This is a genomic window from Paenarthrobacter sp. NPDC089322 (assembly GCF_040684895.1).
GTDB lineage: Bacteria > Actinomycetota > Actinomycetes > Actinomycetales > Micrococcaceae > Arthrobacter.
Genome location: NZ_JBFBGW010000032.1, coordinates 1 through 14,835, shown reverse-complemented (window position 1 = coordinate 14,835; position 14,835 = coordinate 1). Strand labels below are relative to the sequence as shown.

Sequence of the window (14,835 nt, the reverse complement as noted above, 5' to 3'; positions counted from 1 at the left end):
GGAAGCCTCCCTGCACGATTGGCCGCTGGCTACGTGGGGCACCAAGCAGGACTCAGACACCAGCTACAAGAACGTCATCAACGCCGACTCAGTTAAGACGGCGATCCGGATTGGGTACGGTCAGCGCACGCTATGCAGGGCACCACGGATAGCTGTATGAAATTCCCTTCCGTGCTACTGCCTTTACGGAATATCCAGTATCGGCGTTTAAAGTACGGGAGTGGAAGTAGCTGCGAGAACTCACCGTCCCGTGACTAAATCGGCGTGATTCTGGGTATCGGCACAGTCTTTGATTGCTGCTAGGAACCCGACTTTGCCGTTTCAGCGGTGAGCACGTAACGGGACAATGGATCCTGTGTAAAGGACAGGACGTTGCGGCGGACAGCATCCGTAGCCTGCTGGTTCACCAACCATGCATTCACGGCTTGGTCGTTCAGGATCTCGCCTGCACGGGCATAGAGCTTGTAACGTTCTTCAGTGTTGGATGTCTTGGTCGCCTGGGCAATGATCTGGTCGTATTCTGCGTTGCAGAAATGGCTGAGGTTGTACGTGCCCTTGCAGGTGTAGTCGGCGGTCAGGAAGCCGATTGGATCTGCGATATCGATGAGCCTGTTTCGCTGGCTGAGGAGCATGTCGTAGTTGCCGGCCAACACATCCGCTTCGGCCGGGACGGACTCCTTTGATTGGATTCTGACGGGGACCCCGATGGCCTTCAGGTTATCCTGAATCACGGTAGCGACGTCGGCAAACTCTGCCCTTTCGACGATGGCGAGGATCTCCAGCGGCCTGTCCGCGGTGTATCCGGCAGTGGTGAGGAGCTTCTTTGCCTCGTCGAAATTTTGCTTTGGTGAACTTGCATCGCTGGCAGCCCAGGGCTCGGTGGGTGCGAAGGGACCGGTTGAAGCAACGGCGGCACCTTCATAGACGCTGGCTGCCAAAGCCTCGAGATCAAGGGCCGAACGAACAGCTTTGCGGAAGTCAGCGCTATTGAACGGTGCCCGGCCATTATTCATGTAGAGAGTCGCTGTTCGGGGCGAGTCGGCTTTCTTTACCATGACTTCGGACGCGTTTTCCAGCGTGGACACAGCTGAGGCGGGAATGGAAAGGGAGATATCTGCCTCGCCCGTTTGAACTTGGGTCGCACGGGTAGCGCCGTCAGTGACAAAGCGAACCTCCGCTCCCGCAAGCTGGACTTTACCGCCCCAATAGTTTTCGTTCCGGTCCAGCGTCAGCGACTGCTTGACCTTTTCGGAGACCGGCACAAACGGCCCCGTGCAGTGGCCAAAGGGATCCACCGTCCCGCTCTTGTAAGCAGCCGGGGAAAGAATACCGGTATTGACACTCGCCAGACGGAAAGGGACCAACGGGCTTTCCGTCGGGGTGGTCACGCGAACTGTTCTGGCATCAGTAGCATCCACACCGCTGATGGAGTTCGGCCCGAAGGCCCTGGCGGGCACCTTTGCCTTGAGGATGCTGTTCAGTGCCGCTGCAACGGATGCGGCGGTGAGGTCAGTTCCATCCTGGAACTTCACTCCGTCGCGGATGGTGAAGTCCCACTCAAGTGGCGAAACCTGCTTCCAGTCCGTGGCAAGGAACGGAACCACTTTGCCCTGGGCCGCATCGTATTTAGTCAGGGTCTCCAGGCAGCCTGACAGCGAGAGAATGTACGCCGAGTCCGACTCCAACGCCCAGTTGGCCACAGGTGCGCGGAAGTTGTCCACCACAATGCGCTGGTTCGTGTCCGGCGCCCTGTCGGATGCGGCGGTCTGACTGGAGGTTTGACCACCGAGACCGCAGCTGGTCAAAGCAAAAAGGGCAGCAAGCCCCAGAAGGAAATAACGGCTATGTGTGCGCAAAGATACCGCCTGTGTGGGAGCCCCAAATCGTGGGCACGGAAAAAGGAACAGTTTAGGTAGCCTTACCTTGCGCAATCGAGATGCGGTTGCGAAGTGGGCCGATGGCGACGACGTTCGGGACCCGCCGACGCGGGTCCCGAACAACCAGCCTGATCTTTCCACCAAGTCGTCACGGCGACTTAGGATCCACCCGCTTGATGTGACCGGACTCATCAGGCCTCGACAACGTGGATCACGGTGGGGTGATCATCCGTTCTCGAGCAGCACAGGGGACCGACCGATCATGCTGACCTACGCAACCTGCGCCGTCGAACTCGACGAACCTTGCTCCGGAGTTCTGCCCAGACCGAAACAGCATCGACGAAATTGCAGACCGCATTATGGAGGCCATCAAAAATGTCCCATAGCGTCAGTACAGGCCTCGTGCTCAACGGCAGTAAATGTTGGCAGAGAACAGTCTCCTGGCGACCACCCCGCATGTCGCGAGCGCGTTCGAGGGGACGGCGCTCAGTCGAAGCCGTGGCAGTAAACCTTGCGAACGGTCTCTGTAACTTCCCAGCGGCCCGACCAACCCTTGGGCTGCACAACGACGTCGCCGGCAGAGACCTTGTAGACGTTCCCGGTGGCACCATCGGTGACGGTTACAGAGCCGCTCAGGATATAGCACACCTCGGTGTCTTCACGGGGAGTTATGTTCCAGCCGCCGGGATTGCACTCCCAAACGCCTGTCTTGATAGCAGTGTCGAACTTCAGGATCGCCGTCTGGGGGTCACCCGAGTCGTAGCCGGCACGGTGGCCGTTCGGCTCGAGCTCGCCGGTGATCTTGGCGGCAGGCACATGAACATACGGACGCATAAACTTCTCCTTTTCTATCTGTCGATTGTCGACGATAGCATCCAAATGCTACAGCAGATGTCTAGAGATACTCCATCCATATGGGTATCTATCGTCATATCTCGCAGATTCTGTATTACTGTTATACAGTTTTGGGGTGACGATCAATGAAGCCGTGACGGTTGCCGACGCTGTTCGTAGCCACCTTGAACGAAGCCTCTTGGCAGGCGACTACGCAGCGGGAGCGCAGATCAAGGACAGCCACGTGGCCGAGAAGCTGGGGGTAGCGAGGCCCACTGCGCGCGTTGCAGTACAGGCCCTCATCGCGGACGGCTTCCTGGAACGTGAAACCGGGCGAAGTGCAAAGGTCCGCCGTTTCTCCGTCCAGGACGTCGCGGACATCTTCCGTGTGCGTCGGCTCATCGAATTTGAGGCGGTCCGTTCGGTCTGCCGAGGCGCAAACACTGAGCCGATCCGGGAATCCGTGGCGAGGTTTTCGGAGGTCAGGGATGATCAGGATTGGGAAACTGCGGTCCAAGCTGACATGGGCTTCCACGCGGCGGTCGTTGCAGCTGCCGACTCCCCACGGCTGAGCGGGCTGTTTCAGACGATTTCCACTGAGATCCGCCTTCTGATGGCGCTGCTGCGCCCCCGGTACCTCCAGGTGTCCATGCTGCACGATGAACATATCGTGCTCCTGAATTCCCTGATTGCCGGCGTCCCAGACCAAGCATTGCAGCTGTGGGCCGCCCATTTGGACGATGCCGAAACCTTCCTGGGCAACAGTGTCCTGGAAGATCCCGAGCAGGCGCATTAGGCCCGGCACTCCACCGGCTCCAGAGGACCGCAGTCGTTCCGCCGCACTCCCACGTCGATCGCCTCTCGATCAAAAAGACCATTCCTGAAAACCCCAGTGGAAAGCACACCATGCATTCAGAGCTCAATGCAACGGAAAACGCGCCGATCCTGGAAAGGCTCCGGGCAGCCGGTGTGCCGGTGGAAGCCTCGGGTCACCGGCTCGCCGCCTACTCCTACGACGCGTCGAATTACCGGATCCCGCCTGTCGGTGTTGTCTTTCCCCGCAGTGTCGAGGACGTCGTTGCCGCCATGGCGGTGTGCCGGGAAACCGAAACCCCGCTGATAAGCCGGGGTGGAGGGACGTCCATGGCCGGGAACGCCATCGGCCCAGGAATCGTTCTGGACTTCTCGCGGCACATGAACCGGATTATCGACATCGATGAGACGGCAGGGACGGCAGACGTCGAAGCCGGTGTGGTGCTAGCCCAGCTCACCCGCGAAACCGAATACGCTACGGGCGGCAGCCTTACTTTCGCCCCCGACCCGTCCTCAAAAAACCGCGCCACCATCGGCGGCGCCATAGGCAATGACGCCTGCGGCAACCACTCCGTCCGGTATGGACGGACTTCCGACCATGTTCACGAGATCGACGTCGTCACCTCCGATGGAGCGCTCCTCACCGCGTCGGACAAGGGCGTCCGTGCCACCAACCCGTTCGACGCCTACTCCGTCTCCCGTGCGTTCCAGTTGGGCGAAGACCTCAAAAGGCTCGCGCAGGACAACCTTGCTGCCTTCCGTCGGGAACTGGGCCGCATCCAGCGCCAAGTGTCCGGTTACCACCTTGCCAACCTGCTGCCCGAAAACGGCCTGAACGTTGCCAAGGCATTGGTCGGCACCGAAGGAACCTGCGCGGTCGTCGTCCGCGCCCGCATGAAACTCGTCCCTAAGCCATCCAGTGCACTTCTGGTCTGCCTCGGCTACTCCGACGTGGTAGATGCCGCAAAGGACATCGAGACCATCCTTGAATTCTCACCGGCAGCGGTCGAGGGCATCGATGAGGCCATCGTGGATACAATGCGGCTGCGCCGCGGAGACGACTCCGTTCTGGGGCTACCCCGGGGCAGGGCATTCTTATACGTGGACCTCGACGGCGACGAACCGGACGAGGTGGCCCGCCAAGCCGCCCTGCTGCTGGAACGGCTCGCTGCGAACGGCCGGCTGGTCGACGGGTGCGCCGTACCAGACGCTGCCGAACGCGCTACGCTGTGGCGGGTGAGGGAGGACGGCGCAGGCCTGTCATCCAGGCCAGCCAGTGGCGGAGAATCCCAGGCCGGATGGGAGGACTCCGCGGTGGCCCCGCAGAACCTTGCAGCGTATTTAGCGGACTTCCGGAGGCTCCTCGACGAGTATGAGCTGACCGGGATCATGTATGGGCACTTTGGGGCCGGATGCATGCACATCCGCATCACCTACGACCTCCGGAGCGAAGAAGGCCGCAACGTGTTCCGCAAGTTCACGCAGGCCGCTGCCGACCTTGTTGTCCGCCACGGAGGCTCGCTGTCTGGAGAACACGGCGACGGACGGGCCCGTTCAGCGCTGCTTTCGCATATGTATTCCCCAGGCATGCTCGCCGCGTTCGAGGAGTACCGCAAGCTGTGGGATGAGGCACGGATCCTGAATCCGGGCTCCATCACCGATCCGGATCCGTTTGACGCCAATCTGGCCCTGGACAATGTCCCCAAGCGTGAGTGGAGGACGCACTTCGAACTCCGCCCAGTCGAGGCGGCCGCGGCCGGAGCCGATCCCTGGGTACATGCCGTCCAGGCCTGCATCGGCGTCGGCAGATGCCGTTCCGACGCCGGCGGAGTGATGTGCCCCAGCTTCCGCGCCACAGGGGACGAGAAAGACTCGACCCGTGGACGGTCCAGGGCGCTCCAGGACATGGTCCGGGGTGCGCGAACCATCGATGAGGGCTGGAAGTCCGAAGATGTCCGCGAGGCGTTGGACCTGTGCCTGGCCTGCAAAGCCTGCTCCAACGACTGCCCGGCAGGCGTGGACATGGCCAGCTACAAGTCGGAGTTCTTCTCCCACTACTACGAAGGCAAGTTGCGACCCATGTCGCACTTCTCCCTTGGCTGGTTGCCGCGTTGGCTCAAACTCACCAGGCTGATCAGCCCCTTGGTGAACGGAGTGTTGGCCAGTCCGCTCGGTGGCGTGGTGGCCGCAGCCGGTGGCCTCACCACCAAGAGGAAGATGCCTAAGTTTGCCTCCCGCAGGATGCTTCGTGTCGCCCTCGCCCCGTACAGCGCCCCCTCCACGACGGCCGACGCCGTGCTGTTCGTTGACTCGTTCACCAAGGGTTTCCGGCCTGAAGTGGCAGGGGCAGCAGCCCGGGTAACGGAAGGTACTGGAAGGCAGGTCAGCTGCGAATCCGACGTCTGCTGCGGACTAACCTGGATCTCCACGGGTCAACTCGACACCGCGAAGAAGCTCATGGGCAGGGCCGTGGCGAAGCTCGATGACGGCGCCGATACGCCGATCGTCGTCATTGAACCAAGTTGCGCCGCAGCCTTGAAGAAGGACGCGCCGGAACTGCTGGGCACCGAGGCCGCCGAACGCGTTTCCCGCAGAATCCGCAGCTTCGCCGAGGCCGTAACTGAATGGGTCGACGCAGGCTGGAAGCCACCGGCCGCACCTACGGACGTGACGGTGCAGACCCACTGCCACGAGTACTCCACATTCGGGGCCACGGTCCAGCGGAAGGCACTCGCCGCGCTCGGCGTCGCCAATGTGACCGAGGCGACCGGTTGTTGCGGAGTCGCCGGGAACTTTGGCTTCGAAGCCAACCACTACGACATCTCCATGAAGGTCGCTGAACAGGCGTTGGCTCCGGCCCTTGCCCGGACGGCTCAGAACACCCCGGTCCTCGCCGACGGCTTCAGTTGCGCGATGCAGGTCAAGCAATTGGAACCGGAGCGCAAGAGCCTCCACCTTGCCGAGCTCCTTGATCCGCTGAACACTGCCCCCAGGGACTCAGAGACCTGCCCGACTCCCGCAGCATCCAGTGCCGAGTTGAGCCATTGACAGAGTCAATGCCTCGACCGTAGCATCAACATGGCCAACAAATTTGTCGACAATCGACGAGAAATCTCGCTCGTCCATCACCGGCGGCCATGAATCCACCCTCCTTGTCACTGCCATCGACCCGGCCATTACCGAAAGAGAGAACCGATGAGCCTCATCTCCGACGTCGCTACACCGCTGATTGCGGCTGACTCCGCCAGCCTCCGCCACGCGGATGCCGTCATCCAATCCATCAGCCTTCCCAGCTCCGGCATCGGAGTCCAGGATCCTGCGACAGGCGAAACTATTGCGCATGTCCCCGACGCCGATGTTGAAGCCGCGCTGGAGGCTGTTGCCAAGGCGGACCAGGCTGGTGCGGCGTGGTCCAGGAGCAGCCTTCGTCACCGCGCGGACGTGCTGCACGCCTGGTACGACAAGCTCGTTGCCCACACTGAAGATCTCGCTCACCTTATTTCGCGCGAAATGGGCAAGCCGCTGGCAGAGGCGCGCGGCGAGGTTAAATACGGTACGGACTTCGTTCGCTGGTACGCCGAGGAGGCGGTGCGTCCCGCAGGGAACTTCCGCGAAACGCCGGATGGTGGTGCGAGCTTGCTGACGCGCCGCTCCCCCGTCGGCCTGGCGGTACTGATCACGCCATGGAATTTCCCGTTGGCGATGGCCACCCGGAAAATCGCACCCGCCCTGGCTGCAGGATGCCCCGTAGTCATCAAGCCTGCGACCCTCACTCCCCTCACGACGTACTTTGCTGTTCAACTGGCCGTCGAGGCAGGGGTACCGGAAGAACTTATCCAGGTCATCACGACCTCAAAATCAGGTGCGTTCAGCGAAGCCGTCCTCCTCGACCCAAGGGTCAGGAAGGTTTCTTTCACCGGATCGACGCCGGTGGGACGTCAGCTCCTGAAGCTTGCCTCCCAGAATGTGCTCCGAAGCTCAATGGAGCTTGGCGGCAACGCTCCGCTCATCGTCTTCAACGACGCCAACCTGCAGCGGGCCGTGGATGGAACGTTTGCCGCGAAACTCCGCAACGGCGGCCAATCCTGCATTGGAGCCAACCGAATCTACGTCCAGGACGGAATAGCCGATGACTTTGTGGCAGCGCTCACCGAACGCTTCGCCCAGGTCGCCGTGGGAAGCGGCCTCGGACAGCAGACAGGACTCGGCGCCCTGATCGACCACCGTGCAGTCGCCCAAATGCAGGCCTACACCGAGAACGCCGTGGCCCTGGGCGCCACACTGCTCACCGGCGGACACGGATACGACTCGGTAGGCAACTTCTTCGCCCCGACCGTGCTGGACCGCGTTACGGAAGATTCCGACGTCGCCCAGTCCGAGATTTTCGGCCCCATCGCCGCAATACAGCGCTTCAGCTCCGAGGCCGAAGTACTCGACCGCGCCAACGCCACAGAATTCGGCCTCGCCGGCTACATCTTCACCGAGAACCTTGACCGCGCCCTCAACGTCGCCGACAGTCTCCAGACAGGAATCGTCGGCATCAACCAAGGCGTCCCATCCAACGCAGCTGCCCCCTTCGGAGGCGTCAAGCAGTCAGGCCTCGGACGCGAAGGAAGCGCCGAGGGCCTCGAAGAATACGAGAACATCCGCTTCTACAACGTGGCCCGACGCGCCACCGCCGAACACGAGCCCGCTCCCATCTAAATACCGATCGCTGAGACCCGGCGCCAGTCGGCGCCGGGTCTCAACTGCCTAGTGAGGCTTGGAACCGAAAGCCCGACGCCGGCCAGCAGGAACCGCGGCAGGCCAGCATTAGTACAACGACGCGCCTGCAAAGCACTCCGCTAACCCGAGCCAGGCCCTGCGGGATTGATAGAAACAAGGGGGATGCCTTCCTTGAAGAAACTCCCCTTGTGTTCTTGGTCCGGCCCCGAGGTCGGTTCCCACCCTCACAAAGCACAAGATCGTTGGAAGGCACTGGACAGCTGGGTACAGGCCGTAGCCGTCCAGCGACTGCCGCCATACTGTTGCTCATAAGCGGGTGTGGAAAGCACCCTAAAGTTTGAGGGAGGCTTACCGGCATGGTGTCTCACATGAAAGTAGCAGTGATAGGCGTCGGGACCATGGGGGCACAGGTTCTTTGGCAGCTCAGCCGTCGCGGCGTGGATGTAACAGGATTTGAAAGGTATGCCCCTGGCCATTCGCGTGGGGCGGCGGGTGGCGAGAACCGTCTCTTCCGGAACATCGAGCTTGAAGACACCCGGTACAGCCCGATTGTCTCTCGTGCAGACGGCCTCTGGAAAGAACTTCAGGAAGAGTCCGGCCGTGAACTCCGGACCTTGACCGGCTCCCTTGTGATGGGTTCGCAGGAGGATGCTTCGATCCGCACCACCCTGCGCAGTGCCGAAGAAACAGGTATCGACTATGAGGTGTTTGACGCCAGGCAGCTTGCGGTCCGCTGTCCGCAGTTCAGAATGTACGACGGAGACGTCGCGATCCTCGATGTCCGCGGCGGTTTCATCCGTCCAGAATTAACCGTTGCGACTACTGCGCGACTGGCCCAACGACTCGGCGCGAAGCTAGTTACTGGCAGCACCGTGCTCGATGTGCGGGGAACGCCCACAGGGGCGGTCGTCAAGACTGACAGCGGCGAACAGCATTTCGACCGGGCAGTTGTTTGTGCGGGCGGATGGACCGCAAAGCTCTTACCGCGGTTTGCCCGGATCGTTGAAACGCGAAGGCCAATATCGACGTGGCATTTCGGGACAGATCCCGGATACCTGGCAGGGATTCTCCCTTTCCTCCGAACCGAACCCGCGTATTGCTATGGCATTCCCACCGCCGACTACACGGCGATGAAAATCGGTCTCGGATACTCGCAGCATCTTGAGGTTGATGACCCGGACGACGTGGAACGGATAGTGCGCCCGGAAGAGCTGGCTCCCTTCCAAGAGAAGATTTCCCGCTTCCTTCCGGGTCTTGACCTCAACCCGATGCGCACTGAAACGTACCTGGAGACCTATACAGCAACGCGTCGGGAATGGATCGGTCCCCATCCGGGCATGGAGAACGTTCTTGTGCTGTCAGGATTCTCCGGACACGGATTCAAGATGTGCCCGGCCATCGGAGAAATCGGCGCCCATCTGGCCTTGAATGAACCTTCACCCGTGGACATTGGATTCTTGGGCCACCCGGACTCGCGTGAACAGTGAAAAGAAGAAGCCCTACAGCACCAAGACAAAAATGGTTGACAATCTACTAACCGTACAGGTATCGTCGACAATCGACAGGGCGTACTGAAATCGACAGAACGCACTGAATGCTCGTCGACAATCGACTAGCATCGAGCAACAAGTGGAGGAATTGTGGTCTTCGAAAACAAGCCGAAATTCGTTACGTTCGACATGAACGGAACGCTCATCAAGTTCGCGATCAACGACACGATGCGTGATGTCTTGGGCGAGCGACTGCCGGCGGAGGTCGCCGATGAATACCTGCGCATCTGCAAGGCGTACCGGATCGACGAGTGCATGGGCGCGTACAAGCCCTTCCACCAGATCGTCAACGATTCCATGGAGCGCGCCTCGCGCAAGGTCGGCATCGAGTTCCGGGCCGATGAGGCGCGCGAGGTCTACGACCGGATCCCGTCGTGGGGCCCCTACCCGGGCGTCACTGCGGCGCTCAACCGCCTCGCGGAGGCTGTTCCGCTGGTTATCATCACCAACAGCGACACCGCGGTTGCCGAGAAGCTTGCGGCGAACCTCGAGGCCCCGTTCGCCGACATCATCACCGCCGAGCAGATGGGCTGCTACAAGCCCCGCCTCGCCGCGTTCGAGTACATGTTCGCCAAGCTCAACGTGACCCCGGACGAGATCGTGCACGTCTCCGCGAGCCCCATGTACGACCACCGCCCGGCGGCCATCATGGGCATCGAGAACAAGGTTTACGTCGACCGCGGCTTCGAGCACGACGAGCACTGGCTCGGCTACGAGCGGATCACGGACATCGCTGACCTCCCGGTCCTCTTCGGCCTGCCGCGTCCTGACGCCTCCTGAGCCGACCCATAGAGACGATGATCCGAAACAAGGCGGTGACGGCATGAGCCAGGCCCTCCCCCAGACCGTCAAGGGCGACACGGCCGCAGAAAGGCTCCAGGCCCTCGGCCTGGAACTGCCAGACCTCGACGGCAACGCCTACTTTGTCCACCACAATGCGGTGGGTGAGAGCATCCACATCTCAGGCCAGCTGCCGTTCAAGGACGGCGTGCTGCTGGGCCAGGGTATCGTCGGCCGGGACGTCGATCTGGAGACGGGAAAGCAGCTCGCACGCCACGCTGCGCTCAACTGCCTCGCCGCCGCAGTCCAGGCAGTCGGAGACCTCGAGCAGGTCCGGATCGTGCAGATGCTCGTCTTCGTGGCCAGCCAGCCGGACTGGGGCTTGCAGTCGCAGGTCGCCAACGCGGCCAGTGAGCTTCTCATCGAGGTCCTCGGTGAGAACGGACGGCACGCCCGTACCGCCATAGGGGTCGCTGGGCTACCCCTCAACACCCCAGTCGAGATCCAGATGGTCTGCACAACTGCTTCGTAGGGACCGCTGTCGTCGTTCGGGACCCGCTGATGCGGGTCCCGAACGGCATCACATCGAGGACGTCAGCATCGCTGCCCTCGATCATTCATACACAGAAACATGAGGAGTACAGCGTGAACCGGCTTCAACGGGCACTGGACGCTCTCGTCACCCGGGTTGACACCCCCGCACCCATCGTGGTGGCCGACGTGATGCAGGGCAACATCGACCGAATGCAGGCCTTCGCCAACCAGCGGGGCCTCCAGGTCCGGCCGCACGTCAAGACGCACAAGTGCGTTGAGATCGGCCGGCGCCAGGTCAAGGCAGGCGCCGTCGGAATTACCGCGGGCAATGTGGGTGAGGCAGAAGTCTTCGCCGCAGCCGGGTTCGATGACATCTTCATCGCCTACCCGATCTGGGCTGCCGGAACGAAGGGGCCGCGTATCCGCAAGCTGGCCGAGACCATCCGGCTGCGGGTCGGCGTGGACAACCTCGCGGCGATCGACGCCCTCGCCGACGCGATGGGAGAGGACGCTGGACGGCTGGAGGTCGTGGTCGAGGTCGACTGTGGAGCCCGCCGCTCGGGCGCGCCGGCGGAGGCAGCTGGCAAGCTGGCCGCCGCCGCCCGCAAGCGCGGACTGGTTCCCGCAGGCGTCTTCACCTACCCCGGCCACGGCAGCGTCGGCCCGGACGCCCGGCAACGCGCCGCGCTGGACCAGGAAACAGCGCTCACCACCGCGGTGCGCAGTCTCGCCGCTGCAGGCATCACCCCGGACGTGGTCAGCGCGGGGTCCACGCCTACCGTGGAGTTCTCCACCAGCGGCGTGATCACGGAGATCCGGCCAGGCGAGTATGTGTTCAACGACCTGAACAACACCCGCCTCGGCGCCTGCACCGAAGACCAAATCGCCCTGTTCGTCGCCGGCACCGTAGTCAGCGACTGGGTTCCCGATCAGGTCATCCTCGATGTCGGTACGAAGGTCCTGGGCCGCGAGGGCAGCCCCGAGCGTGGCTTCGGCGGTATCGCCGGCACCAACGCAACCCTCTCCAAACTCAACGAATACCACGGATTCCTACCGCTGCCCGAGGGTTTCCAACCCGGCGTCGGCACCGTACTCCCGGTCGTGCCAAACCACGTCTGCCCGGTCGTGGTCAACTTCGAGGAATACATCGTCACCGACAGCACGGGCACCACCCTGGAACGCTGGCCCGTCGATGCCCGCGGCTTCCTCAACTAAACGGCCGGGACAACGGACTTCCCCGGTCTCCCCCACTACATAACCTCAAACTAGGAGTCTCAGACATGCGACTTGATAAAGTAACGGCCCTGGTGACCGGCGCCAACAGCGGAATCGGGCAGGCCGTGTGCTCCCACTTCCGTCGCGAGGGGGCACGCCTGCTGCTGACCGGCCGCAAGGAGCAGATCGACAACGCCCAGCCCGAGGACCTGTATGTTCCGGGAGACCTCAACGACGAAGCTTTCGTTGAAAGACTCGCGCACGAGGCCGCCGAAGCCTACGGCACCGTGGACGTCGTTGTGCTGAATCACGGCCTGCAAGTCAGCGGCCCGCTCACTGAAATGGCTTACGAGGACGCGAAGAACGTGCTTCACAGCAACCTTCTCAGTTCCTTCCTGGTGATGAAGCACTTCGCCCCGTTGATGCCCGCCACGGGCGGCTCTTTCGTCCTGGTCGGTTCACGCCTCGGCATGGTGGGCAAACCTGATGAGGTCTTGTACTCCGCAGCCAAAGGTGGCCTGATCATGCTCGCGAAGGGCGCCGCCATCGAGTGGGCAGAGCGGAACATCCGCGTGAACGTCGTCGCCCCGGGCCTCACGGCCACCCCCATCATCGAAGCTTCGTTCCAGCGCAGGGACGACCCCGAGGCCTACCGCCGCCAGCGTGAAGGACAGATCCCGCTCCAACGTTTGGCCACTCCCGAAGAGGTCGCAGACGCCGTTCTCTTCATGGCATCATCGGAGTCCTCCTACGTCACCGGAGCGGTCCTTCCCGTCGACGGTGGATACACCGCGTTCTAAACATCACCCATGAAGCGGAGACAGCCGGTAAGCCTGGCCAAGGCTGGACGAGGCCCCGCCGTCTATCAGCTCAACGGTTCCCACACAAAGAAGGACAACAATGACAGCCCTTGCAGCAGCGCCCCGAAACGGAGAGCTCGGCTTCTGGATGGCCGGGCTCGCAGACAAGAGGCCCTCGTACCCCCGCTTCACCGGCGATGGTTCAGTAGACCTGGCCATTATCGGTGGTGGCTACACAGGCCTCTGGGCAGCGTACTTCGCCAAGAAACTCGAGCCCTCACTCTCGGTTGCAGTTTTTGAAGCAGAACAGATCGGCTACGGCGCATCCGGCCGGAACGGCGGTTGGCTTTCTGCGATGCCTGCAGGTAACCGTGCCAAGTTTGCCCGCGCTTCTGAGGGCGGCATTGATGCGAGCCGCGCCTTGCAGCAGGAGTTTATCGCCGCCGTCGATGCTGTCCTGGACATTCTTCAGGCCGAAGGCATTGATGCGGATCAGATCAAAAGCGGTGCTCTGATAGCTGCCCACACGAGGGCGGGGCTTGGCCGCCTGGCTGCCCGGCGTGACGCCGAGCGAAAGTACGGATTGACCGACGACGACGTCCGGCTGCTCGACCGTGAAGAGTTCCGGAAGGAAATCAACATTTCCACTGTCCACGGCGGCATGTTCTACAAGCACTGCGCCCGGATTCATCCAGCCAAACTCGTCTACGGACTCGCTGACACCATTACTTCCATGGGAGTGAGCATCTACGAGGGCAGCCGGATAGGAAGCATCGACGGCAACACCCTCACTCTGGTTGGCGGGAGGGTGACTGCGGCCAAGACGTTCGTTTGCACCGAGGGGTATTCCGGACAACTGCTTGGTAGCAGGAGCCTGATTCCGATCAATTCTTCGATGATCGTGACCAAGCCGTTGTCGGACGAGGCGTGGCAGCAGATTGGCTGGAACGGGCCGCAGAACCTCAATGACTCCGCGCACACCTTCATCTATTCGCAGCGAACAGCCGATGGCCGGATCGCCATCGGTGGCCGTGGCAGGCCCTACCGTTACGGCTCCGGGACGGGCGGCGCCGGCGCGACTGCCCAGTCCACGATCGACCTGCTTTCCACCAAACTTCGCGCCTTCTTCCCAGGCATCAACTTCGAAGTGGACCATGCCTGGTCCGGAGTTCTGGGCGTTACCCGCGATTGGAACGGGGGTGTGCACTGGGACCCAGCGTCCGGAATCGGGTCTTCAACGGGTTATGCGGGACACGGTGTGACCGCGGCCTACCTGGGCGGCAGGACTCTGGCGGAATTGGCCTTCGAACGGAAGACGGAACGAACGTCACTTCCCTGGGTGGGATACCAAGCACCGAAGTGGGAACCCGAGCCCCTTCGCTGGCTGGGGGTTCACAGCATGTACAGCCTGTTCGGCGTCGCTGACCAATGGGAAGAGCGTAAGGATTCCACCGAGACGTCGCTGCTGGCCAAATTCGGTAGCAGGCTCGCCGGCCTTCACGAATAGTACAAACCGACCAAAACTTCTACCTGAACTGCTTCGAAGGGAAGCTTATGAAGACCATCAACAAAGTTCAGACCGCAACTGCGGGACTTGCAGTCCTCTTATGTCTGAGCGCATGCGGCGGCGCCGCGAGCAGCCAGTCCCCCGACTCAGCGGGCACCAACAACACCACGGATATTTCCGAGGGTGTCCAGCCTGATGCT

The 14,835-nt window shown here is 61.8% G+C and carries 11 protein-coding genes; 9 read left to right on the top strand and 2 right to left on the bottom strand.

Translation table 11 applies throughout. From position 1 onward, the window contains the following. Positions 1-299: 299 nt before the first annotated feature. Both AB0N65_RS20205 and AB0N65_RS20200 read right to left on the bottom strand, forming a co-directional pair. A complete protein-coding gene (locus tag AB0N65_RS20205) occupies positions 300-1,856 on the bottom strand; it encodes an ABC transporter substrate-binding protein (RefSeq protein ID WP_364165924.1) in 1,557 nt (518 codons plus the stop codon). Positions 1,857-2,363: 507 nt separating this feature from the next. Next, positions 2,364-2,711 carry a cupin domain-containing protein gene (locus AB0N65_RS20200; protein ID WP_364165921.1) on the bottom strand — a complete coding sequence of 116 codons (348 nt, stop codon included), beginning with the start codon at positions 2,709-2,711 and terminating at the stop codon, positions 2,364-2,366. 136 nt (positions 2,712-2,847) lie between these two features. Here AB0N65_RS20200 and AB0N65_RS20195 point away from each other — a divergent pair, with 136 nt between their 5' ends. From AB0N65_RS20195 to AB0N65_RS20155, 9 genes are all read left to right on the top strand, one after another. Beyond that, positions 2,848-3,507 carry a GntR family transcriptional regulator gene (locus tag AB0N65_RS20195; RefSeq protein WP_364165918.1) on the top strand — a complete coding sequence of 220 codons (660 nt, stop codon included), beginning with the start codon at positions 2,848-2,850 and terminating at the stop codon, positions 3,505-3,507. Positions 3,508-3,617: 110 nt separating this feature from the next. After that, positions 3,618-6,572 (top strand): FAD-binding and (Fe-S)-binding domain-containing protein, encoded by a 2,955-nt coding sequence (locus tag AB0N65_RS20190; RefSeq protein ID WP_364165915.1) that lies wholly within the window; start codon positions 3,618-3,620, stop codon positions 6,570-6,572. Positions 6,573-6,719: 147 nt separating this feature from the next. Continuing rightward, positions 6,720-8,228 (top strand): NAD-dependent succinate-semialdehyde dehydrogenase, encoded by a 1,509-nt coding sequence (locus AB0N65_RS20185; RefSeq protein WP_364165912.1) that lies wholly within the window; start codon positions 6,720-6,722, stop codon positions 8,226-8,228. Between the two features lie 389 nt (positions 8,229-8,617). Continuing rightward, positions 8,618-9,736, top strand: a complete 1,119-nt coding sequence (gene solA, locus AB0N65_RS20180) for an N-methyl-L-tryptophan oxidase (RefSeq protein ID WP_364165910.1) — start codon at positions 8,618-8,620, stop codon at positions 9,734-9,736. A gap of 153 nt (positions 9,737-9,889) precedes the next feature. Beyond that, positions 9,890-10,579 (top strand): haloacid dehalogenase type II, encoded by a 690-nt coding sequence (locus AB0N65_RS20175; RefSeq protein WP_364165908.1) that lies wholly within the window; start codon positions 9,890-9,892, stop codon positions 10,577-10,579. Positions 10,580-10,622: 43 nt separating this feature from the next. Next, the gene (locus AB0N65_RS20170; RefSeq protein WP_364165905.1) at positions 10,623-11,111 is read left to right on the top strand and encodes a RidA family protein; all 489 of its coding nucleotides are present in this window, start codon (positions 10,623-10,625) and stop codon (positions 11,109-11,111) included. 113 nt (positions 11,112-11,224) lie between these two features. After that, positions 11,225-12,328, top strand: coding sequence for an alanine racemase (locus AB0N65_RS20165; RefSeq protein ID WP_364165902.1), 1,104 nt, complete (start codon positions 11,225-11,227; stop codon positions 12,326-12,328). A gap of 65 nt (positions 12,329-12,393) precedes the next feature. Continuing rightward, positions 12,394-13,128 (top strand): SDR family NAD(P)-dependent oxidoreductase, encoded by a 735-nt coding sequence (locus AB0N65_RS20160; protein ID WP_364165899.1) that lies wholly within the window; start codon positions 12,394-12,396, stop codon positions 13,126-13,128. Positions 13,129-13,228: 100 nt separating this feature from the next. After that, positions 13,229-14,635 (top strand): FAD-dependent oxidoreductase, encoded by a 1,407-nt coding sequence (locus AB0N65_RS20155; RefSeq protein ID WP_364165897.1) that lies wholly within the window; start codon positions 13,229-13,231, stop codon positions 14,633-14,635. The last annotated feature ends 200 nt before the right edge of the window (positions 14,636-14,835 follow it).